Genomic DNA, 23097 nt, shown 5'->3' on the forward strand with positions numbered 1-23097 from the left:
TCCCCCAATAGCCTAATAACGTTTTTGTGTTACACGTAAGATACTGACCAGTGCCGCGATACTGGCAAAACAGCCAGCCAGTATCAAGGAGGCGTGGGTGCCGTTGGTTGAGAACATATTGAACATTAGTGCAACCAATGCAGCACCTGAGGTTTGTCCTAGCAAGCGGGCGGTCCCCAACATGCCACTGGCTCCACCGCTACGATGCTGTGGAGCGGCAGAAATAATCGTATGATTGTTCGGGGTCTGGAACAGCCCAAAACCTGCGCCACACAATATCATCCGCCAGATAATATCCACGTCGCTGGGGTTGGCGGGTAACACCGCCAGCAAGAATAGACCACTGGCAAAAACAGCCAGACCAATCCCACCTAATAAACCTGCATGATAGCGCTCAACCAAACGCCCCGCGATCGGAGCAATGACCATGGTGGCCAACGGCCATGGAGTCAACAGTAGCCCGGTTGCCACTTCGTCGCGGCCCAATACGGTCTGTAAAAAGAAGGGAAGCGACACCATTGCCAGCATTTGAGCGGCAAAAGAAAAAATTGAAGTGCCAATCGACAACGCGAAAATAGGAATACGCAGTAAATCCACGGGGAGCAGTGGGAAGGATTGCGTGAGTTGACGACGCACAAAGAAGAAACCAATCAGTAATAGGGCAACCACTTGAGCAGCAATCACTGCCGGGCTTTGCCCTTGGGAAAAACCACTGATTGCGGTGATCAATAAGCCAAATGTCAGCGCATTCAGAACACAACTGGTGATATCAAAGCGATTGCCGTTGCTTTTCGTATTATTGGCGGGTAGGAATTTTATGCCTAAACACCACGCTAATAACCCAATTGGCACGTTGAGGGCGAACAGCCATTGCCAAGAGGCGACAGACAACACGGCAGCGGCAATACTGGGCCCCGCGGCTGAAGACACAGCAACAATCAAGGTATTGATACCAATACCTCGACCAAGTTGGGCTCGAGGATAAATGATACGAATCAGGGCGGTATTGACGCTCATCAATGCCGCCGCGCCAAACCCTTGTAGCACACGGGCAAACGTCAGGGTCCATAACGAATCGGACAGAGCACAAAACAGTGAGGTCACGCTGAATATCAGTAAGCCAGCTTGATAAACCCGCCGGTAACCAATGATATCGCCCAATGACGCCATGGAAAGCAGTGAGATGGTGATGGCGAGCTGATAAGCATTGACAACCCAGATAGATGTCGCTGGGCTGGTATTGAGGTCACGTGCGATAGTCGGTAATGCCACGTTGGCAATAGTGCCGTCCAATACCGCCATCATAATACCTAAAGCAATAACCAGTATCGCGGCATAGCGTTGAGGTACAGGTAAGCCATCACTTGTTGATGGGTTCATAGGTGCGTATCTGTAAAAGTAATAAAATAGGTGAGTATTGATATGCTAACGATTATTGCCCCTGATTGCATCCTTACACATCAGATTAATTGTAAGTATATAGGATTAATCGTAGGTTCATGGCGTTAATCATAGGTTCATTGAGTTAATCATAAGTTCATTGAGTTAATCATAAGTGTAATGGTTAATTGCACATCTTGCACCAGATTAACCGCCCGATAAAAAGAGTAATTTACGATAAAAAGAAAAAGTAGAACCGCGATCACGGAAAAATGAAACATTGTTTCTATAATGTGAGATAGTATTAGTCGACAGGTTCTCCTGCGAGTAAATTTTAATTCTCTGACGATTTTAAGGATTTTCCGGATGGCAAAAGGTAAACAAATCCCCCTGACATATCACACTTATCAGGATGCCTCTACCGGCGCACAAGTGACCCGACTGACGCCCCCTGATGTCACTTGTCACCGTAACTATTTCTATCAGAAATGTTTCACCCGTGATGGTAGTAAACTGTTGTTCGGTGGTGCTTTTGATGGCCCATGGAATTACTATTTACTGGATCTTAACAGCCGGGTCGCAACACAACTGACTGAAGGGCGCGGTGATAATACCTTTGGGGGTTTCCTCTCACCAGAAGATGATGCGCTGTTCTACGTGAAGGATGGCCGTAATTTGATGCGTGTTGATCTCGCCACATTAGAAGAGAACGTGGTTTATCAGGTGCCAGAAGAGTGGGTCGGTTATGGAACGTGGGTAGCAAATTCTGATTGTACTAAATTGGTCGGTATTGAGATTAAGCGGGAAGACTGGCAACCGTTGACAGATTGGAAGAAATTCCACGAATTTTATTTCACCAAACCGTGTTGCCGCCTGATGCGCGTTGATTTGAAAACTGGCGAATCAGCGGTTATCCTGCAAGAAAATCAGTGGCTTGGTCACCCTATTTATCGCCCTTATGACGATAGCACCGTGGCGTTCTGCCATGAAGGGCCACACGATCTGGTTGATGCACGTATGTGGCTCATCAATGAAGATGGCAGCAATATGCGTAAAGTGAAAACCCATGCAGAAGGTGAGAGCTGTACGCATGAATTCTGGGTTCCAGATGGTTCAGCATTGGTTTATGTCTCTTATTTGAAAGGCAGCTCCGATCGTTTTATTTATAGTGCTGATCCAGTGACATTGAAAAATCGTCAATTGACTTCTATGCCTGCCTGCTCACATTTAATGAGTAATTATGATGGCACACTGATGGTAGGTGATGGGTCTGACGCACCGGTTGATGTGCAAGATAACAGCGGTTATAAGATCGAAAATGATCCTTTCTTGTATGTCTTCAATATAAAGAATGGGACACAGCATCGTATTGCTCGACATGATACATCATGGCAGGTATTTGAAGGTGATCGCCAGGTTACGCATCCTCATCCTTCTTTTACGCCTGATGATAAGCAGGTCCTGTTTACGTCAGACGTCCACGGCAAGCCCGCATTATATATGGTGACATTGCCTGAGTCTGTTTGGCAATAGCCGAGTTTTCCATTAGCCTCTCTCTTAGAAAGAGGCTAATTTGCTGTCTGCAAGGCTTTTATCCGATTATTCACATTGGTTTATTGCACAGTCTCGCAACTTCCCTTTATAATAAAACCATTGTTCTATTTTTTCTAAAACATATTGTTTTATGAATCAAAGAAAACTGAGTAGGGTAACTAAAAAATGGCTATTGCAGATCTAGATAAACAGCCCGACTCTGTCTCGTCGGTGCTGAAGGTTTTTGGCATATTACAAGCGTTGGGTGAAGAACGGGAAATAGGTATTACCGAGCTTTCTCAGCGAGTCATGATGCCTAAGAGTACAGTTTATCGTTTTCTCCAAACCATGAAGTCCTTGGGTTATGTGGCACAGGAAGGCGAATCGGAGAAATATTCCCTCACCCTGAAGCTATTTGAATTGGGTGCGAAAGCGCTGCAAAATGTCGATTTGATTCGCAGTGCTGATATTCAGATGCGTGAATTATCTAATGAAACTCGTGAAACTATTCACTTGGGTGCATTGGATGAAGATAGCATTGTGTATATTCATAAAATTGACTCGATGTATAACCTGCGAATGCATTCCCGCATTGGCCGCCGCAACCCATTACACAGTACTGCCATTGGGAAGGTGCTATTAGCCTGGCGTGATCGTGGTGAAGTAGAAGAAATTCTGTCTCATATCGAATTTACCCGCAGCACCAAATATACGTTGGATAGCACTGCTGCACTGTTACCGGTTTTAGATAAGGTACGTGAGCAAGGGTTTGGTGAGGATATTGAAGAGCAGGAAGAAGGTTTACGTTGTATCGCAGTTCCTGTCTTTGACCGTTTTGGTGTGGTGATTGCCGGATTAAGTATTTCTTTCCCGACACTACGTTTCGCTGAAGACAGAAAGAGTGATTATGTTAAATCGTTACATTGCGCAGCCCGCAATATTTCTGAGCAAATGGGCTACCGCGATTATCCTTTCTGATAAAAATGTCGATAAATAGGGTAAGTACCCTATCGTTATTGGATAACTTTAGTTAGCTGTTAATTATAACTATTTATCCCTCTTTATAAAAAAACGGCTCCTCTGGTGGGGGCCGTTTTTTATTACATGAATAATCATACTATTTGCGTGGTTATTATACTTCTTAATAATTACCATTCCCCTTAATAATTACTGTGCGTATGGTTATCGGCTTAACATTATTATAGGTAATAAGCCTTATTTGGCCTTGCCACTGATTATTGATAAATATTGTTTATGATTTGTTTAATTCATTCAGGTCATTATAACCGCGGTTAATTAAATTATAGGGAGATAAATAATGAGGAAGCTATTGAGTGGGGGGCTATTATTGTTGCTGGCCGGTTGCAGTAGTTCAGATCATCGCAGCGCGAATGAGTTGATCGACCGTGGCGCATATAAAATTGATACCCGCTATCCCTCTGTTGCAAAAAATGAGCGGGTACGGTTTTTAGTCCTCCATTACACAGCAACTGATGATGCCGAATCACTAAAATTGCTCACCCAGGGTGAGGTGAGTGCCCATTATTTAATCCCTACCCACCCCAAGAAAGCCGATGGAAAAGCCATTGCTTTGCAATTAGTGCCAGAAGAACAGAGAGCCTGGCATGCAGGTGTCAGCACTTGGCAGGGGCGTAATAACCTCAACGACACCTCGATTGGTATCGAAATCGTCAACCTAGGCTTCACGGAAAAGATGCTAGGTAGAACCTGGTATCCCTACAACGAATCACAGATTGAATTGATAGAGCAGCTCACCAAAGACATTGTGCAGCGTTACAATATTTCTCCGACTGATGTTGTGGCTCACAGTGATATTGCTCCACTGAGGAAATCTGATCCCGGCCCATTATTCCCATGGAAACGTTTGGCCGAGAAGGGCGTAGGTGCCTGGCCAGATGATGCGACAGTGGCAAAATATATTGGTGGAAGAGATAAGAAGGGGACTGCTTCAGTGGCCGTCATTCAGCGGGCATTAGCGGCTTATGGCTACAAAATTCCCCAGAATGGCCAGTTGGATGCTGAAACTCGCCAAGTGATCAAGGCGTTCCAGATGCATTTCCGGCCTCAGGATTTCAGTGGTGTGCCTGATGTTGAAACTGAAGCCATTGCATTAGCATTAGTTGAAAAATATCATCCCCTTAGTACTTAAGGCTGCCGGGTTGTTAGCTGTGTTCACTCATACGAGTCACTTACTGGTCGTTGACTTTAAAATAAATAAGCGCATCGGGATTAATGAGCCTCATTCCTGAGGCTCACCCTGCGGGTAGCATAAATGCTATTCAAATGGATCGGGAACCCATTTGTCGTTCAGCTTGCCTCTAGCGAACAAAGCGCAGTGCATAGTCGTTTACAGAAACAAAAAAGCCAGTCAGAAATGAAACCCCTTACTCATGGGTATCCCACGGTTGGGGGGCTAAAAACTGGCTGGCTTTAGCTGATTACTATAATAATGAAAGTATTAGTATTATTTACTGGTGAGTCAGAATGTCGTCATCTTCATTATTCAAAATGTTTTTATCTGTTTGCTTCATTAATTGGCTGGTGATCGTCCCGGCCGTCATTGAGCCATTGACGTTCAATGCCGTACGGCCCATATCAATCAATGGCTCAACGGAGATAAGTAACGCAACCAATGTCACAGGTAAGCCCAATGCTGGCAGTACAATTAGGGCGGCGAAGGTTGCACCGCCACCCACACCGGCAACACCCGCAGAGCTGATGGTAACAATGCCGACCAGAGTGGCAATCCATACCGGATCCAACGGGTTAATACCAACCGTTGGTGCCACCATGACCGCCAGCATCGCTGGATAAAGGCCAGCACAGCCATTTTGTCCAATAGTTGCTCCAAAAGACGCTGAGAAGCTGGCGATAGATTCTGGTACACCCAGACGGCGGGTTTGCGCTTCAACATTTAATGGAATACTGGCGGCACTGGAGCGGCTGGTAAACGCAAAAGTCAGTACCGGCCACACTTTTTTAAAGAATTTCAGCGGATTGATACCCGTGAGCGACAGCAACACCGCATGGACAACAAACATGATGGCCAGGCCCATATACGATGCCACAACAAAGCTGCCTAGTTTAATAATGTCCTGAATATTAGAACCGGCAACCACTTTGGTCATCAGTGCCAATACGCCGTATGGGGTTAATTTCATCACTAATCGTACTAACTTCATCACCCAAGCTTGCAACGTATCAATTGCCGCCAGTACACGTTGGCCCTTCGTGACATCATCTTTTAACAGTTGTAGTGCCGCGATACCGAGGAAGGTTGCGAATATTACAATACTGATGATTGATGTTGGGCTGGCACCCGTTAAATCGGCAAACGGATTTTTGGGAATAAATGACAAGATCAGTTGTGGCACAGTGAGGTCGGCTACTTTGCCCAGATAATTACTCTCAATTGCGCTTAGGCGAGCTGTTTCCTGAGTACCTTGTACCAACCCCTCGGCCGTCAGACCAAACAAGTTGGTCACTAATACACCGACCAAGGCGGCAATTAATGTAGTAAAGAGCAACGTACCAATGGTCAAAAAACTGATTTTACCCAGAGATGACGCATTGTGCAGTTTAGCTACCGCACTCAAAATTGAGGCGAATACCAAAGGCATAACAATCATTTGCAAGAGTTGCACATAACCATTGCCAATAATATTAAACCAAGTGATAGACTCTTTCAGTATTAGATTATCTGCGCCATAGACCCATTGCAGCCCTAAACCAAACAGCACACCCAGTGCTAAGCCGACCAATACTTTTTTAGCCAAGCTCCACTGTTTATGCCGAGTTTGTGCCAAGAGCAATAGCAGTACTGCAAACACCAGCACGTTAACCACGAGTGGTAAGTTCATCCCCAAATCTCCAAGATATTATTATATTGACGCATTTTATTTTATACAGCCAAGTACGATGCACGACGGTGGTGTCGCTAGCCGTTTATGGTAGCAGCTACTGTGTTAGCTCACTTATATCCAAAAAGAATTCTATATAAGTTTTAGTATTGATTTGTATTAAATAAAATCAGTTTGAATGTTATTCATACGGCTTGATGTATTCATAACCTAAAACTTTTCAATTGTTCCATATAGTAGAGCAGCGGGATGGTGGTGTCAGTTTGCCAGTAGACGGAAAAACAAACCAATAGAACACATAATACGCGTTCTAATTGATTGCCTTTTTGTGGACGTAATAGCGGAATGCTGAAACGCCAGCGGCAGGGCCACAACAGCGGTACACCGGCTGGCGTGATCATATCGGCCAAGAGATGGCTGAAATAACCTATTATCATGGCATGAAATACATCTGGGGGGAACACCCCATTCAATGGTGCATCTACCTGAAATAGTGCAATGCCAGCAATTACCGCCAATAAGCTATGGGTAAATCCGCGGTGACCAAATGCGCGGGCAATAGGTACAGAAACCCACTTTAGCCGCTGGCCGAGGATCGACTTTGGGTGATCAATATCTGGCAGCAGGGAGGTCAGTAGGGCGCCAGGAATAATATGCCACCAATCGCCATGTGCCAATTCCGGTGTGAGACCGACTTTTTTGGCTAAAATAACGCAGGCGACAGAAAAAATAAGGTGTCCTTCCCCTGTCATACTTAAATTCCGAATTTGTAGCTGTTGATTTATCCAGTATATGAGATTTTTCTTGGCGTGAATAGTCGTTACGTTGTAACTAAATATCTTATTTTTACCTGATAGAGATAGACAGAGATAAAAGATGGTTAACCTTTAAGCGTTCAGGATGGAACCCTACAGGATGGGGCAGATTAGGGGTAATTGGCTAAATACCGAGGTATTCTCTGCTCTAATGGCCGGTGGCTGCAATATCACATAGGGGGATAAGACGTAGAGCTATACCGACGACCAATGTATTCCGACTGTAAATATATAACGACTATAAATGTATAACGGCTGACGAGAGGGGGACATAAATCGCTAAGCTAAAAAAGGGAAAAGTGACTGGGAGTCAACTTTTCCCCAAAATAATGCAAAGAATGAGCATAATTTAGCAAATAATAATGAGGGTACTCATAACGATATGATATTTAGAAACTGTATTGGATACCTACGCGGTAACGCGTTTGGCGTTCGTCAGTCACTTTACTGCCTGGGACATTACCAATAGCCATATATGGTTTCCAGTTTTTATCCCATTTGTAGGCGATTTTTACATCATGTGCCCATTCGTATTTTTCTTTATTAGCCAGAATTTCATCTTCAGACTTCTTGTAGTTTAATTCGTATTCAGCTGAATAGTCTTTCAAGAAGTTATAAGCAAACAACATTGTGAACTCATGGCCTTTCTCAGTTGATTTGGTCTGAGCAGGTTGGTTACGTTTGTAATATGGACGGTAGCGCAGTGACGTTGAGAAATCATCAGTGAGAGCCACTTTACCACGAATATATGGACGGTAGTTGTTGGAATCTGAAGTAGAGTCTAATGAGAAGCCTGGTTCGATCTGGAAGGTGTTATTGAATTTATAAACATAACTGGCCACCATTTCGGTACCGTTACTGACCTGCTCATTGAATGGCTTATTTGGCGTGGTATCAGAGCTATGCTGGCCCCACTTACCTTCCAAAGACAGACCAAAACCATTAGCAAAACGGTTTGAAATCAGTAAACGGTCTTTGTGATCGGATTTACTGGTATCTTTCATTTCATGTCGATAGTCAATCGTTGTTGCAACGGAGCTAAAACTGATAACGGAGACTGTTGCTGCCACTGCCAGAGTAATTATTTTTAATTTCATTTTTATATAATCCCAGAGTTATGGTTATTCAAAACGACAACATTATAAAATCAACACACAGACAAAACATATAACCACAATAAAAGAAACTGCGTTTCATTTAGTGATGTTGTACATTCTATTTGTATTTATAATTAATTGTGTGATCAAGATCTTTCTTAGTGACTAATTTATAACTTCACTATTAATTTGTGATGCTGATCTGGTTGACTGTTTTTTATTTAATTTTAGCAAATAAAATAACCCCACCAAATACATGGCGGGGTTTTTTGTGACTTAAGTTAAATAATTTAATTAATTAACGCATTGCACGTTTAAGAATGCGGTCACCTTGCTTATTAAAGTATTCTGCCGTTTCTTCTACGCTTTTTTGACCATAGTCGATATATTGAATTGCATCACCGAACAGTGAAACAATTTGTGGATCATCGAAGTACGGTGAAGTTTTCATTTCATGTGGTAATTCCAATGCCATATTCAAACCGGCAACAGAAGGATCTTCATCTTTAATTACACCATTGGCACGTAGTTGGGTCACAGCCGCGGCGCTCAGCGGCACTCCACGTTCAAGACCTAATGCATCAACACCTTCTTTGCTGTTTAGCAGGAAGTTAATTAGCATCGCACTTTCTTTAGGATGCTTAGTCGATTTACCAATTGAAAGCATTTGTGCCGGTTTAAAGAATAAGCCAGCATCTTTTGCATCAGGCAACATTGGATATGGGCCAAGATCTAATTTTGCAGGTTTGGTCAGGTTATCAGAGTATTTAGTAATGGTTGAGTTCCACATATAAGTCCCTGCCCACTCACCATTAATCCACGGCTTCATTTCGTACATATTACTCTTACCGAATGAAGCATAGTATTTGGAAGATGGCATAACATGGTTATCTACCATTTTTTTGTACATGGTAAAGAACTCAACCCACTGTTCTGGCGTGTAGGCAAATTTCTTATTTGCTTCATCAACGGTAGGAATGTTGTATTTCTGAGTCATATAAGAACGGATTAATGCTAAGGTATCTTGATGCTCTAATACAACAGGGTAATATTGGTCACCCAATTTTTCTTTAAACACTTGGCCTGCGTTGAGTAACTCATCCCATGTTTTTGGATATTCTAAGCCCGCTTTAGCCCAAGTTGCATCATTGAAATAGAATATACGTGCAGTAACAGAGATCGGAATACCATTCAGCTTGCCATTAACGGTGGTTTGTTGCAGTTCGATTGGATCGAATTGCGCCAAATCCAGTTGTTCTTTTACGTTATTTAAATTGAAGAAGCCCGTTCCGTCTTTAGAGAAAATAGGTAGCCAGTTCCAGTTAGTCTGCATGACATCAGGTTCAGTACCGCCTGCAATCTGTGTAGTCAAACGAGATAAATGACCATCCCAACCGGTATATTCCGCTTTAACATTAATGTTCGGATGTTGTTTATGGAATTCTTCCAGAGCTTTCAATGTTACCTGGTGGCGGCCGTTACCTCCCCACCATGACATCCGTAAATTGACGTCGTCTTGTGCTGCAAAAGCTTGATGTGACAATAGAGCCAGAGTGGATGCTATCAGCGTATGTAGGATCGCTTTTTTCATTGGTACTGCTCCTGTTAAAGAGAGATATTTTTTTCTGTTTTTGCATCAAAGATATGGCATTTATCCATATCAAACTGGAAGTACACGGTGCGATGCAGGCCGTTTTCAATAATCGGCCGTGCTTCATCAGACGGCAGACGGCAGGTCAATTCAAAGTTTTCAACCTTGATATACATAAAGAATTCATGGCCCATGTTTTCCACCCGAACCAATTCACCTTGTGAGTGATTACCGACAAACGGTTGCAGAGACATGCTAATAAATTCAGGACGTACGCCAAAGAACACTTTTTCTCCGGCGTGGGTGGCAACTTTGGCCTGCTGTCTTTCATTCAATACCAAGGTGTATTGACCAACCGTCAGGCCAATTTGCCCCTCTTTTTCTACCAGCGTGCTCGGTTTGATATTCATTTCCGGCGCGCCGATAAAACCGGCAACAAACATATTGGTAGGGTAGTGATAGAGATTGTCCGGGGTGTCCACTTGCATAATGTGGCCCAGCTTCATCACACAGATACGGTCGCCCATGGTCATGGCTTCGGTCTGGTCATGGGTTACGTAAACGGTGGTTGCTGCTTTACCGCTTTTTTTCAATTGCTTATGCAAATCAGAGATGCGGATACGCATGGAGGCGCGCAGTTTGGCATCCAGGTTGGATAGCGGTTCATCGAACAAAAATACATCTGGTTTTTTTACAATCGCACGCCCCACAGCAACACGCTGTGCCTGACCACCGGACAACTGGCGTGGTAAGCGGTCCAGAAGATCTTCTAATTCCAGAATCTTGGCGGCTTCAGCAACTTGGGCCTCGATTTGATCTTTTGGTAATTTGCTCAACTTCAACCCAAAGGCCAGATTCTCTTTTACTGTCATATGCGGATATAACGCATAGTTCTGGAACACCATGGCAATACCACGTGATTTTGGTGCCAAATTATTGACCACCCGATCACCAATACGGACTTCGCCATCACTGATCGTTTCAAGACCGGCTAACATACGCAGGGTCGTGGATTTAGCACAGCCAGATGGGCCGACGATGACCATGAATTCGCCATCATTGATCTTCAGGTCAATGCCATGTACTGCGCGGAAACCGTTGGAGTAAACTTTACCTAATTTATTGAAAATGACTTCAGCCATGATAAATCCTCTATTAACCTTTAATTCCGCTGCTGGTTACGCCTTGCACGAAGTAGCGTTGAGCCAGGAAGAAAACAATGATGGACGGCAGAATGGAGATGCTTGCCATTGCCAGAATTTCGTTCCACGGTGCGCCTTCGGTAACGTCAATTGACATCTTCAAAGCCAACGCTATCGGGTACTTATCTACGCTATAGACATAAATCAGTGGGCCGATAAAGTCGTTCATTGACCACATGAACTGGAACAGGGCGACAGAGATAATGGCCGGTTTTAAAATTGGCACTACCACATACCACAACACCTGGAAAGAGTTACAGCCGTCGATTTGTGCTGCTTCTTCCATATCACGCGGGACACCGCGTAAGAACTGGATCAGCATGAAAACGAAGAACCCTTGTGTGGCGAAGGCCAGTGGCAGATAGAGCGGTAAGTAGCTATTCAGCATGCCCATTTCACGGAACATGATGTATTGCGGGATCAATAACACGGTACTTGGCAGCAACATGGTGGTGATCAATGTGGTAAACCAGAATTTCTTCCAAGGGATCTCAAAGCGCGCAAAGCCATAGGCGACAATGGTGGAAGAGATAATGGTCAGGATCACTTTCGGAATAACATACTTAAAGGTGTTCAGCATGTAATGACCGAAATTATATTCAGTACCGGTTTTCCAGCCGTTAACGAAACCATCACTTGTTGGGTGCTCTGGCCATAATCCTAAAGTGGTGAAAATTTCATTATTAGGCTTAAATGCTGCCGAGAACATCCACAACAACGGATAAAGCATTAACAGACCAACAATAATCAAAACGATATAGCGGAAAGCCGCACTGACTTTAGCTTTGCGTAATGTACGGCTAATTTCCGCATCAGCAATATCCTGAGCCAGATCTGATTTTTTCTGGTTGGAAGTTTGTTGTACGTCAGTCATTTTTTCCTCCTTTATCGGCGGAGTAGAAGACCCAATATTTAGATGATTTAAATGCAATTGAGGCAAAGAGGGCGACTACCAGGAATAACACCCAGGCCAGTGCAGCACCGTATCCCATATCAAAATATTTAAACGCTGTATCGTAGATATAGAGTGAGAATAAATAGGTGTAATGGGTTGGTCCACCACCGGTAATGACATAAGGTGCGGTAAATTCTTGGAATGCCTGCGTAGTTTGCATAATAAAGTTAAAGAAAATAACCGGCGTAATCAGTGGCACGGTGACTTTCATAAACATTTGCCATTTAGAGGCGCCATCAATCATGGCTGCTTCATATTGTGACTGTGGTACGTTTTGCAACGCGGCCAAGAAGATAACCATGGCAGAACCGAACTGCCATACACGCAGTAACGTGACGGATGTCAGTGCTAGTGATGGCTCTCCCAGCCAGTTGATGGCATCAAACCCAAAGACACCAATAAAACTATTAAGCAAACCATCAATCGCGAATAGCGCACGCCATAATACGGCAATCGCTACGCTGCTACCAAGGATAGACGGAATATAGAATGCGGTACGGAAGAAACCGATGCCCCGTAATTTAAAGTTCAGTACAAAAGCGATCCCCAGAGCAAAAGCCAATTTTAATGGAATAGTCAGAAACACATAAGCGAAAGTCACGCCCATGGATTTCCAGAATAAATCATCTTCCGTCAGCATATAACGATAATTCTCGATCCCGTTATATACGGGAGGGCTCATTAAGTCATACTCAGTAAAACTGAGAAAGAAAGATGATACAAAGGGGAAAGCCGTGAATATTATCAACCCTATTATATAAGGTGATATATAGGCTAACCCCAGCATTCTGTTTTCATTCATAATGCTACCTATTTTTAATAAAATGAAAGATAAAAAACTACTGATTCAAAAGTGTCGGATAAATAAAATCGATGTCATACAGAGTTCGGCTTTCCCCATTTACCCGATAATCTCCATGGATATAACCACCGTTAGTAATAAATTGAGGTATTGCTGCTGATTTATCTTGTTTAGCGGCAATCAAGGTTAATAATGCTAATGCAATCGGATTGTCGATACGGAAGTAGCGGTGCTGAGACGATTCCACAAACAGTCCGCGGTGGTAATGTTGTTTAAATAGGTCATCACCTATTTGCCATGCCAATGCAAACAATGTAGGGCATTGACAATGCTCAGCCAGTTCGACTAAAGCCAGTAGCAGATAAGGAGAAGCAATAGGGCGTTGGGCGGCCATTAGCGTGGCGCGTCGCTGTGTTTTATTCAGTTCAGCTAACTGCCAGCGGAGTAATAAAACGCCAATTAAATCCAGTAACTCTTCATCTTCACTTAACCGCCAGGCACGTACCAGCGGTAACAAATAATCGACGTCTAATGGGAATGGTGAGATAACTGTGCCTTTGGTGCCATAATAGCCATCACGCGGTAAGACGTAGCCACTCATATCTTGGCCATCGTTCCATAATGGGCGCAATGTATTGCTCTCTATATCATAAGCAAAGCGATAGTAATTCTTGAGTCCATCAATCACCCACTGCAAGACCTCAGCATCATGCTGCTGGCGCAAGATATCCAGCATGGCTAATGGGTTATCTATCAATAATGGGCGCATATCGCGGAACAAAACATTTGCTTCACGAGCAACTTCACCAAACTCTGGGCCGAACTGGCGCTTGGCACGGTCGCCATACCAAGATTGAGTCTGGTTATCGTCAGCCGGTATTGGCTGGCGTTGCTGTGGTGAACTGAACTGATATACCGGTAAACCTGTTTCAGGGTTACGCGCTAAAACATATTGGCGATACAGATGTTTTCCCCATGCCGCCGCTGCAGCATCACCGGTATATTCAGCATATTTATAGGCTGCGTAAATTAAGTCAGTTCCAGCGTTAACAAAGGTTAGGCCTTTGGTTTCAGGCAGTTTTGGTAACTCTGCTGGGTTAACCACATCATATCGAGGATGGGCAAAAACCTGTGGGTCACGCTGTTTGCTGTAGTTACCATGGCGGCCCAGATCCAGGGTTTGCCAATCTTCTACGTGAGCGTGCCAAAACCCCTGTAAGAAATTAAGGGTTTTTTCCCGATCAATGGTTACCAGTAGGTCGTAATAGGGCAGATGATGTTTCAGCTCATGTACCTGGTCTTTTGATGCTGGCCCTTCAGTTTTTAGGGTATCCAAATTGAGGAAACGATGCCCACCCCAGTAAAAAAGCCCACTTTCGTTATGGACACCATGTTGCATAAAATAGCCGCTTTGCACCCGGGCTTGCTGGTGATATTGCGGATCCTGAGTCACCAGGCTGAGGGCATCCAATGTTCGTAACCAGTTTTGTTGACTGGCGAAGTTAGATATCGGAGTATGGTGGCCGTCTGGGAATTCCCAAACGACAGGTTGATGGGTCAGTACATCAAAACCATCGGCCAGCAATGGGGATGGATTAAGCTGACTGTGGCCTACAGACTGGACTAAATCAACATAGCCGCGGATAGCGCTGAGCCAGTTAATCATCATTGTGTCACTGCCTTTAATGTTGCCTGTAAGACCCATCGTAGTCACCCCACCTTCGAAACGTCAGGACGGAACCGGTTTTTGGTTCCTTATAAATAGAAACATCGTTTCAATCTATTATATTTGTATTTACTGGCGAGTCATTGGATGAATAACAAAAGTGTGATCGGAGTCGGAACGTTGTTTTGATTTTTTATTTTGGTGGTTTTATAAGAAAAAAATAGAAATTTTATTTGTTAACTATTTGATAAATAAATAATAAAAAAAGGCACAACTAAAGTTGTGCCTGATGCGTTTTTGAGTTGAATATCACAATAAGATAGATAAGTCGTGTTAACTCAAATTAGTCGCTATAACGGTTTATCGTGCTAACCAACCGCCATCAACGGCGATAGTATAACCGCTGATATAATCGGATGCTTTAGAGGCCAGGAAAACCACTGGGCCTTTCAGATCATCAGGTAAGCCCCAACGGCCAGCCGGGATACGGTCAAGGATCTCTTTGCTACGCTCTTCATCTTTGCGCAACTGCTGGGTGTTATTTGTTGCCATATAACCTGGTGCGACAGCGTTGACATTGATGCCGTGCTTTGCCCATTCGTTAGCTAACAGACGGGTCACGCCCATGACTGCACTTTTCGAGGCGGTATAAGAAGGGACACGAATCCCCCCTTGATAAGACAGCATCGAGGCAACGTTAATGATTTTGCCGCCATTACCTTGTTTAATAAACTGTTTAGCAATCGCTTGGGACATAAAGAACACAGACTTGATGTTAACGTTCATCACATCGTCCCAGTCTTTTTCACTGAAATTAATAGCATCTTCACGGCGGATGATCCCCGCGTTATTGACCAGAATATCAATATGGCCAAATTCAGCGACAGCACGCTCTAACAGGGAAGGGATGCAATCAATATTGCTCAGATCAGCCGTCAGGCTGAAAAAACGACGGCCCAGTGCAGTAACTTGTTCGATAGTTTCACGTGGCTCGACAATATTCACGCCGATGATATCACAACCCGCTTCTGCTAAACCGATCGCCATGCCTTGGCCTAAGCCAGTATCGCAACCAGTCACCAGCGCAACTTTACCTTTCAATTCAAAGGAATCTAAAATCATAGCTAAAATCTCTCTCAAGGCGGTCAATGATGGCCGCGATTTCATTATTGGGGGGAAAGCCGCCAAAAAGGTGGCTTTGATAGGTGATACTTAACGCAATTCGCTAACAGCTATATGGTCCATATCACCAAAGACTTGGTTTTCACCGACCATGCCCCAGATGAAGGTATAACGTTTGGTGCCTACGCCAGAATGGATAGACCAACTTGGTGAAATTACAGCCTGTTCGTTATGAACGAGCAAATGACGTGTTTCCTGAGGCTGTCCCATCATATGGAAGACGGCAGTCTCTTCGTCCATATCAAAGTAAAAATAGACTTCCATACGGCGTTCATGGGTATGACACGGCATGGTATTCCACAGACTACCTGGAGCCAGTTTGGTCAGGCCCATACTCAATTGGCAGGTGGGTAACACGTCAGGCACAATATATTTGTTGATAGTGCGGCGGTTACTGGTGGCATCATCACCTAAGGTCTGTGGTGCTGCCTCTGCTAGGGTAATTTTTTTATTTGGATAAGTGGTGTGGGCTGGGGCACTGTTGTAGTAGAACTTGGCAGGTTTAGCACTGTCGATGCTGCTAAATTGTACTTCTTTCGCACCTTTACCTACATACAATGCTTCTTCATTACCAATTTCATAAGTCTGACCATCAACCACTATCAGACCTGGCCCACCAATATTGATTGCACCTAATTCACGGCGTTCCAGGAAGTAACTGACACCCAGTTGCTTACCCACTTCATTACCGATGCTAACGGCTTTGCTGACCGGTAAAATGCCACCGACGATAATACGGTCAATGTGGCTATAGGTCATGGTGTAGTCATCTGCCGCGAAAATCTTTTCAATCAGAAATTCACGGCGCAGGCCAGCGGTGTCGAGTTGCTTAGCGTGATCGCTATGAATACTTTGACGAACTTGCATGTCAGTGCCTCTCTTTTAGAACAGTATCTTGGTGGGAACAACTCAGGCCAGAAACCAACGATAGGATCAGAAAGTGCGTATGGGGCCATGGTGTTCGCTGACATTTGCACGAGTCTGATTTTTAACCGAGTGTTTCTTGTGATGCAGAGATGATAGTGTTTGCGGGAAGTTAATTCAATAAAAATGAAATCATGTTTTATTATTTTTTGAGGCATGTCATGATTTTTGGATTAATTATGGTCAACCTACGGATTTTGCCCGTAGAATGCACTCGATTCAGCGTAAAACTGTGACTACGCTACACCAGAAACTTATTCTGTAAAATGAGAGGCAAGATAATGAAAATGTTCTTTATCAATGATGAAACTCCTTGGGAAGAGTTAGGCAATGGCATTAAACGTAAAGTAATGACCTGGAGCGATGAGCTTATGATGGTCTGCGTCCACTTTGAAAAAGGGGCCATTGGTGTCGCTCATAAACACGATATCCATGACCAGATTGCTTATGTTGCAGCGGGCAGCTTCGAAGTGGAGATTGAAGGGCAAAAGCGTATTTTGAAAGCAGGGGATGCGTATCGTGCAGTGAAAAATGAAATGCACGGTGCAGTATCTTTGGAAGACAACAGCATCTTGATTGATACTTTTACGCCTAAACGGGATGATTTTCTCTAAAACATATTCGGGCGGCTGAGTCACTGACTCTGGCCGCCCTTTATACCACTGGTGATAGCAATATCCTTTCCACTACGTATCGCTATAACGACTATTTTTTACTAAAAATCCGCATTCGCCACTAAAAACTCTTATTTTCATATCATATACGTACACTACGATATGTCGTCTTTGCGTAATTGCTCTAATGATTCCAATTGAATATCTGCTAATGCCCAGCGTGGGTCTGCACGGTACTCAACTGATGGGATAACAATAGAGCGCATACGCGCCGCTTTGGTCGCAATCATACCGTTCACTGAATCTTCCAGCGTGACGCATTGTAATGGATCAACATCAAGCTGAGCTGCCGCATTCAGATAAACTTCCGGATGCGGTTTACTGTAGGGTAGGTATTCAGCAGAAACCAAACAATCGAAGTACTTCTCAACGCCTAACATTGCGAGCACCCGCTCCTGCATATGCCGTGGGGAGGCTGACGCCAGACCAATTTTCAGCCCTTGTTGGCGGCAAAGCGCTAATGCATATTCAACACCGGGTAAAACAGGCCGAGTGTCTTCGACCAAATCAATTGCTCTGGCAATAATACGATTGCAAACTTCCTCTTGGCTTGGCCCCTGCCAAGGCATTGTTCGATACCAAAGTTTAACCACTAAATCGATACGCAGGCCAAGGGTATCTGGCAGTGAATCTCGTGAAGATGTATCCAAGCCCAAGGCGGTGAAAATATCAAGTTCGGCCTGTAGCCATAAAGGCTCAGAGTCAATCAACAAGCCGTCCATATCAAAAATTGCAGCCTTAATTGGGAGAGGGGTCGCCATTTATCGTCACTCCTGTCAGTTTTTAGCTATGAATTGACCACTTTATCATTGGTTCATACGATTGTGCGGGTCGAACGTGACTCTTTATTGCAGCTTAAGGCGCGATTTATGTTTAGCACAGCATGTACAGTACTCAATAAGATACATATAGTAAGTTAAGTGGAATGCAACATCACATGACCTAAACTATATAGGTTAATTCAGTGAGGTATATGTTATGGCTGACAATCCACAGAGCTTGCCTTGCATACTTCTGGTTGAAAAATGGCTAGGCCTTCTTTCCGACATTGGACGCGCCAGTGCCACCATCGAAGCGTATCGAAGAGCACTGCACCATTATCTTCGCCATTGCGCAGAGCAGGAAGTAGAGCCGTCCACCGCCAGTTTTGAAGATATTTCTGTAGTGGATCAGTAATACCGGACACCTCAATAGCCTGTTAATTTAATGACAGCCAATTGAGGTAATTGATAATGACTCAACCTAAACAGACCAAACGCCGTTTTTCTCCTGAATTCAAACTGGAAGCTATTGAGCAGGTCGTTAAGTATCAGCGGTCAACCATCGAGGTTGCACGCGCTCTGGAGCTGGATCCCAGCCAATTGCGTAAATGGATACGCCAGTACAAAGAAGAAGTCAGCGGGGTGACGCCGGACAATCCTGCACTGACACCAGAGCAACGTGAAATCCAGTCGCTCAGAGCGCAGATTAAACGGCTGGAAATGGAAAAAGAAATACTAAAGCAGGCAGCCGTGTTGATGAGCGAGCTCCCCATCAAATCTTTGCGTTAATCACACGGCTGAAAACAAAATGGTCAGTGGTCGAATTGTGCCGCCTGCTCAAAATAACGCGCAGTGTTTACTATGCTTCGCTGAATTTGCGGGTTGATGTAAAACGTCTGCAACTGCGTGCTCAGGTGCGGGAATTGCATCAACAGAGCCGGGGAGCAGCCGGCAGCAGAGCACTGAGTCTGCTGATGCGTCAGTCGGGTTATAACGTGGGGCGCTGGCTGGCCCGCAGGCTGATGCGGGAATGTGGTCTGGCGAGTCGCCAACCCGGAAAACCTCGTTACCGTGGCGAACGGGAGGTGTCACTGGCATCGCCAGACTTACTGAAAAGGCAGTTTAAGCCGTCGGAGCCCAATCGTGTGTGGAGTGGAGATATCAGCTATATCAAAGTCAATGGTGGCTGGTGCTACCTGGCACTGGTGATTGACCTTTACTCCCGTCGGATAGTGGGCAGTGCCATATCGTCATCCCCGGATGCCGAGCTGGTGTGCCGAGCCTTGCGTAATGCACTGGAGACGCGACCAAGGGAAAAGAGGCTGCTGTTTCATTCGGATCAGGGAGGGCAGTACAGGAGTAAGAAATACAGGAAGTTACTGTGGAGGAACGGAGTGATGCAGAGTATGAGCCGCAGGGGTAACTGCCTGGATAACTCACCAATGGAAAGAGTGTTCCGAAGCCTGAAAAGTGAATGGCTGCCTGTAGGGGACTATATGGATGTCCATCATGCGGTACGAGATATCGGTGAATGGATACAAAGTTATTACAACACAGTACGCCCCCATCGGCACAATGGTGGATTACCGCCCTGTGAATACGAAGATCAGTGGAAAAAGGCTACGAAGGTGTCCTGATTTTGTGATCCACTACACACTAATATCATGTTGAAGGATTAGCCGCTGCCTAATCAACGGATGACTCGTCTTTTACAGACCGACCTCAGTCAAGGTGCCTACGCGGGTCTCATCTGGATTTAAAGAGCGGGGAGCACAAGCTTCTTGCTGCAAATGAGCCTGTACATTAATTTTTAAAATCCCCTTTTTGGTTGTTTGCTGACCCCATCCCTTCTTTTCGTCAAGCTCCGTCCGGCACTTATTCATAAATTTTAAGGAAGCTATATGCAGATAACACCGCTAGCCAGCACCCTCCATTACTAACATCCGACAGCCAGGCGGTTTATCTGGATGCGCCAGAAACCCTGCAACAGCAGGCGTTTGGCGAGTTACCGGCAGATCCTCATCAGGCTGAACGGGCAGCGTTGGCGGTGATCCACTCGCCTGACTGGAAGCGCCGAGAACAGCAAATTATTCGGGCGTATCAGGGGGTTCTTCAGGCATATCGCCTCAAACTGGAAAAATACCCCGCTGTGATATTTGACGACCGTTATGTGGTGTACGGGACGGCAGATGTTGCTTTGGCTGAGGCCAAACTGGCTGAATATAAGGGAAGGCAATGAAGCGCGGCCCTTTACGGCATCATCGTCTGACAACTGCGTTATTGGTCTGTAGCGCAGCGCAGCCGTTGACCGCCAGTGGAATAAATTCTGCGCAGATTATTGCTGGATCCCTCTCTCCATCCTGCCTTGAGTATCGAGTCTCGGGCATCTGTTATTGGCTATTTTGCTCTGTCTGGGGTTGCAAAATAAGGACGTCGGTCAGGGTTTCTCATTATGTACCTAATGCCGTGATCTCCAGCTACGCCCAAACGGGGGCTAATCCGTGGTCTGAAGTCTCCGTATTGGGAACCGGCATTTCAGGTGTGGCACAAGGCGGTGGTAATAACGAGCAAAAGCGTGGATCACGCAAAAATAATCTACGGTTCAAAAATACTGATGCCATCGGGCATCCCGCATTGGCGACCCCGATGTTTAACCACTTTCTCGGCTCAATGGGGTATTCCTGCGCCGGTTCAGCCCGCGCATTTGTGCCGTATTTCATCAGTACGTTGGATGGACTGGTCTGGCGCAGTGGCTTACCGGAATCACTCTATCCCGAAGCGCTTATCCCCGGTATTAGGGAAATTGGCTCCACAGTGATGGGTGATCTATGGGGAAATATTTATCCCCGGAGCGGATTTGTGACTCAAGTTAATGATTATAAAGCCGCGGCTGTGATTGCACAGCGCACGGCTGACATCATCACCCGTACCGGCCAGATACATGTCTATAACCCGATGACGGTCAACAAAAGAGACGGTTATTGGCCACCGGAGCCCGTCACTGAAAACACCGGAACCAAAAATCACCAATGGCAGCAACTGGTTCCCACAGTTTCTTCCTCCTGTGCCGTTTTCCCGCACCACAATAACCCGATAGCGGCAGACGGCGCTTACGCCTGGGCGCTATGGCAACCCTATTCCTGCTGTAAGAAGCGTGGGCAGCGCTTCCTCTTTAGCACTCGCTTTTAAATTCATAAGGACGTGTCGATACAATGAAACAGAACCAATTTTTTAACATGGGTTTGATAGCCAGTTATGTCTTTTGGTGTTTGGCTGTTCCGGCACATGCCGCCTTTGGCTTGAAAGCTGAAGTCGGTGATGCGGGTTATGGCAAAGCGATAAAAGGCGCAGTCAGTGACAACCTTTTCTACAGCATTGGCGGTGGGACGGTGATATCACAGCCTCCGAGCAGCAATAATATGAAAAAGATCGGCTTAGGGATTAGTTGGAATAATGACCTGATGTGCGGCAACTTTAATTTGAGTACCACGGTGAAAAATCAGCTTAATGGCGTGACAGATGGCTTTAAAAATATGATGGGAGACGTGATAAACGGTGCTACCGGTATGGTTGCCAGCTTGCCTGCCATGATCATCCAACGCGCGAATCCTGGGTTATACGAGCTACTCACGAACGGTGTACTTCAAGCCAATGTTGCCTTCGATAAGGCGCAGCTTAACTGCCAGTCGATGTCGAAAAAGATGGGCGATTATTGGCTGGGTAATCAATGGACGCAGGTTGCGGTGGGTGAGGAGTATCAGAACATCGTTTCCGGGACTTCCGATGCGGTCATGGCGGATAACAAACAAAAGCAGGCCACAGGTAAAGAGGGGGTGAAATGGATTGGTGGCCAGAAAAAAGGAGGCAGTGGCCAGCCAGCCATTAAGCCAACCTACGATTTGGCTAAAGCGGGCTATAACATGTTGAATAAACAGCCCGTAACCAGTAATGCCTCGATCAGCGACTCATCTTGTCATGGCTCTTTATGCCAAAAATATAAAACCAGCACAGAGGCAGCGGAGGCCGTAGTGCAGATCCTAGGAGATCGCGCCATTCGGACTTGTGCCCAAGGGCCGGAGTGTGGAAGTGGCGGCCTTGATAATGAGTCAGGAACATCAACGCCGGGGAGAGGATTTTCCCCTATGTTGGAAGAGACCACTGCTGAGAATATGGGCATCCTCATCAAACTGGTAAATGGGAGTTTGGCACCGAATAGCACCCACTTGATGACATTGAAAACGGGAGATTTGACGGTCACTCGCGGCGTTATTCAGGCACTGAAAGATGACCCTGATAATGGCGCGTTGGTACGGCGTTTAGCCGGTGAACTGGCGATGGCCGATACCGTATCTACTGCATTAGCCATGCGCCGGATGTTGGTTGTCGGTCAATCAGAACCCTATGCCGCAGGGCAAAAATTGGCAATGGACGAGTCAGATCGCCGTCTGGCGTTTCTCGACAGAGAAATTACGGCACTCAAGAATGAAATGGAGATACGTAACAGCATCAGTAATAACGCTATTTTGACGGCCATCAGGCGGCAGGAAGCGCGTGAAATTGATAACGGCCTACACCAGAATTCTCAGCAAAATGACCAGGCGGTTCATGATCTTAGCAAGCCTGCGGAGGAATAG

21 protein-coding genes are annotated in these 23097 nt (G+C 45.3%); 9 read left to right on the forward strand and 12 right to left on the reverse strand.

All coding sequences use genetic code 11. From position 1 onward, the window contains the following. Positions 1–12: 12 nt before the first annotated feature. Positions 13–1380 (reverse strand): MFS transporter, encoded by a 1368-nt coding sequence (locus AC971_RS13755; RefSeq protein ID WP_025384088.1) that lies wholly within the window; start codon positions 1378–1380, stop codon positions 13–15. A 366-nt stretch (positions 1381–1746) separates the two neighbouring features. On the opposite strand from AC971_RS13755, the gene ogl reads away from it, so the two are divergent. From ogl to AC971_RS13770, 3 genes are all read left to right on the forward strand, one after another. Further along, positions 1747–2913 (forward strand): oligogalacturonate lyase, encoded by a 1167-nt coding sequence (gene ogl / locus AC971_RS13760; protein ID WP_011192552.1) that lies wholly within the window; start codon positions 1747–1749, stop codon positions 2911–2913. A gap of 186 nt (positions 2914–3099) precedes the next feature. Beyond that, a complete protein-coding gene (gene kdgR / locus AC971_RS13765; protein WP_002210840.1) occupies positions 3100–3891 on the forward strand; it encodes a DNA-binding transcriptional regulator KdgR in 792 nt (263 codons plus the stop codon). A gap of 340 nt (positions 3892–4231) precedes the next feature. Then, positions 4232–5083 (forward strand): N-acetylmuramoyl-L-alanine amidase, encoded by an 852-nt coding sequence (locus AC971_RS13770; RefSeq protein WP_025384087.1) that lies wholly within the window; start codon positions 4232–4234, stop codon positions 5081–5083. Between the two features lie 319 nt (positions 5084–5402). Here the strand turns inward: AC971_RS13770 and AC971_RS13775 are convergent, their stop codons facing one another. The 10 genes from AC971_RS13775 to kduI form a co-directional block, all read right to left on the reverse strand. Beyond that, positions 5403–6794 carry an L-cystine transporter gene (locus AC971_RS13775; protein ID WP_025384086.1) on the reverse strand — a complete coding sequence of 464 codons (1392 nt, stop codon included), beginning with the start codon at positions 6792–6794 and terminating at the stop codon, positions 5403–5405. Between the two features lie 203 nt (positions 6795–6997). Continuing rightward, positions 6998–7546: a metal-dependent hydrolase gene (locus AC971_RS13780; RefSeq protein WP_025384085.1), complete on the reverse strand. Its 549-nt coding sequence runs from the start codon at positions 7544–7546 to the stop codon at positions 6998–7000. Positions 7547–7998: 452 nt separating this feature from the next. Beyond that, positions 7999–8706, reverse strand: a complete 708-nt coding sequence (locus tag AC971_RS13785; protein ID WP_025384084.1) for an oligogalacturonate-specific porin KdgM family protein — start codon at positions 8704–8706, stop codon at positions 7999–8001. A gap of 298 nt (positions 8707–9004) precedes the next feature. Further along, positions 9005–10297: an ABC transporter substrate-binding protein gene (locus AC971_RS13790; RefSeq protein WP_025384083.1), complete on the reverse strand. Its 1293-nt coding sequence runs from the start codon at positions 10295–10297 to the stop codon at positions 9005–9007. Between the two features lie 14 nt (positions 10298–10311). Continuing rightward, entirely contained in the window at positions 10312–11439 is a 1128-nt protein-coding gene (locus AC971_RS13795; RefSeq protein WP_025384082.1) for an ABC transporter ATP-binding protein, read from the reverse strand. A gap of 13 nt (positions 11440–11452) precedes the next feature. After that, positions 11453–12373, reverse strand: coding sequence for a carbohydrate ABC transporter permease (locus AC971_RS13800; protein WP_025384081.1), 921 nt, complete (start codon positions 12371–12373; stop codon positions 11453–11455). Continuing rightward, positions 12366–13256: a carbohydrate ABC transporter permease gene (locus tag AC971_RS13805; protein WP_025384080.1), complete on the reverse strand. Its 891-nt coding sequence runs from the start codon at positions 13254–13256 to the stop codon at positions 12366–12368. The genes AC971_RS13800 and AC971_RS13805 overlap by 8 nt, the downstream gene beginning before the upstream one ends. 37 nt (positions 13257–13293) lie before the next feature. Continuing rightward, positions 13294–14961: a pectate lyase gene (locus AC971_RS13810; RefSeq protein WP_025384079.1), complete on the reverse strand. Its 1668-nt coding sequence runs from the start codon at positions 14959–14961 to the stop codon at positions 13294–13296. A gap of 321 nt (positions 14962–15282) precedes the next feature. Further along, positions 15283–16044, reverse strand: a complete 762-nt coding sequence (gene kduD / locus AC971_RS13815) for a 2-dehydro-3-deoxy-D-gluconate 5-dehydrogenase KduD (protein WP_025384078.1) — start codon at positions 16042–16044, stop codon at positions 15283–15285. A 90-nt stretch (positions 16045–16134) separates the two neighbouring features. Then, complete coding sequence (kduI, locus tag AC971_RS13820) at positions 16135–16971, reverse strand: 5-dehydro-4-deoxy-D-glucuronate isomerase (protein ID WP_025384077.1); 837 nt, start codon at positions 16969–16971, stop codon at positions 16135–16137. Between the two features lie 338 nt (positions 16972–17309). On the opposite strand from kduI, the gene AC971_RS13825 reads away from it, so the two are divergent. After that, a complete protein-coding gene (locus AC971_RS13825) occupies positions 17310–17642 on the forward strand; it encodes a cupin domain-containing protein (RefSeq protein WP_012105016.1) in 333 nt (110 codons plus the stop codon). 155 nt (positions 17643–17797) lie between these two features. On the opposite strand, the gene hxpB is transcribed toward AC971_RS13825, so the two are convergent. Continuing rightward, positions 17798–18463 (reverse strand): hexitol phosphatase HxpB, encoded by a 666-nt coding sequence (gene hxpB / locus AC971_RS13830; RefSeq protein WP_025384076.1) that lies wholly within the window; start codon positions 18461–18463, stop codon positions 17798–17800. A 217-nt stretch (positions 18464–18680) separates the two neighbouring features. Between hxpB and AC971_RS13835 the strand changes: the two genes are divergently transcribed. The 5 genes from AC971_RS13835 (at position 18681) to AC971_RS13860 (ending at position 23097) form a co-directional block, all read left to right on the forward strand. Further along, complete coding sequence (locus AC971_RS13835; protein ID WP_025384075.1) at positions 18681–18878, forward strand: hypothetical protein; 198 nt, start codon at positions 18681–18683, stop codon at positions 18876–18878. 56 nt (positions 18879–18934) lie between these two features. Beyond that, a protein-coding gene (locus AC971_RS13845) for an IS3 family transposase (RefSeq protein WP_156170224.1) occupies positions 18935–20100 on the forward strand; the annotation gives its coding sequence in 2 pieces (ribosomal slippage) (positions 18935–19199 and positions 19199–20100; 1167 coding nt in all). A gap of 248 nt (positions 20101–20348) precedes the next feature. After that, positions 20349–20702, forward strand: coding sequence for a TIGR03757 family integrating conjugative element protein (locus AC971_RS13850; RefSeq protein ID WP_048677701.1), 354 nt, complete (start codon positions 20349–20351; stop codon positions 20700–20702). Continuing rightward, on the forward strand, positions 20699–21652 hold the full coding sequence (locus AC971_RS13855) for a TIGR03756 family integrating conjugative element protein (RefSeq protein WP_025381217.1): 954 nt from the start codon (positions 20699–20701) through the stop codon (positions 21650–21652). The genes AC971_RS13850 and AC971_RS13855 overlap by 4 nt, the downstream gene beginning before the upstream one ends. 47 nt (positions 21653–21699) lie before the next feature. Continuing rightward, positions 21700–23097 carry an integrating conjugative element protein gene (locus tag AC971_RS13860; RefSeq protein WP_038402358.1) on the forward strand — a complete coding sequence of 466 codons (1398 nt, stop codon included), beginning with the start codon at positions 21700–21702 and terminating at the stop codon, positions 23095–23097.

This window comes from Yersinia similis (genome assembly GCF_001053095.1).
Classification (GTDB): domain Bacteria; phylum Pseudomonadota; class Gammaproteobacteria; order Enterobacterales; family Enterobacteriaceae; genus Yersinia; species Yersinia similis.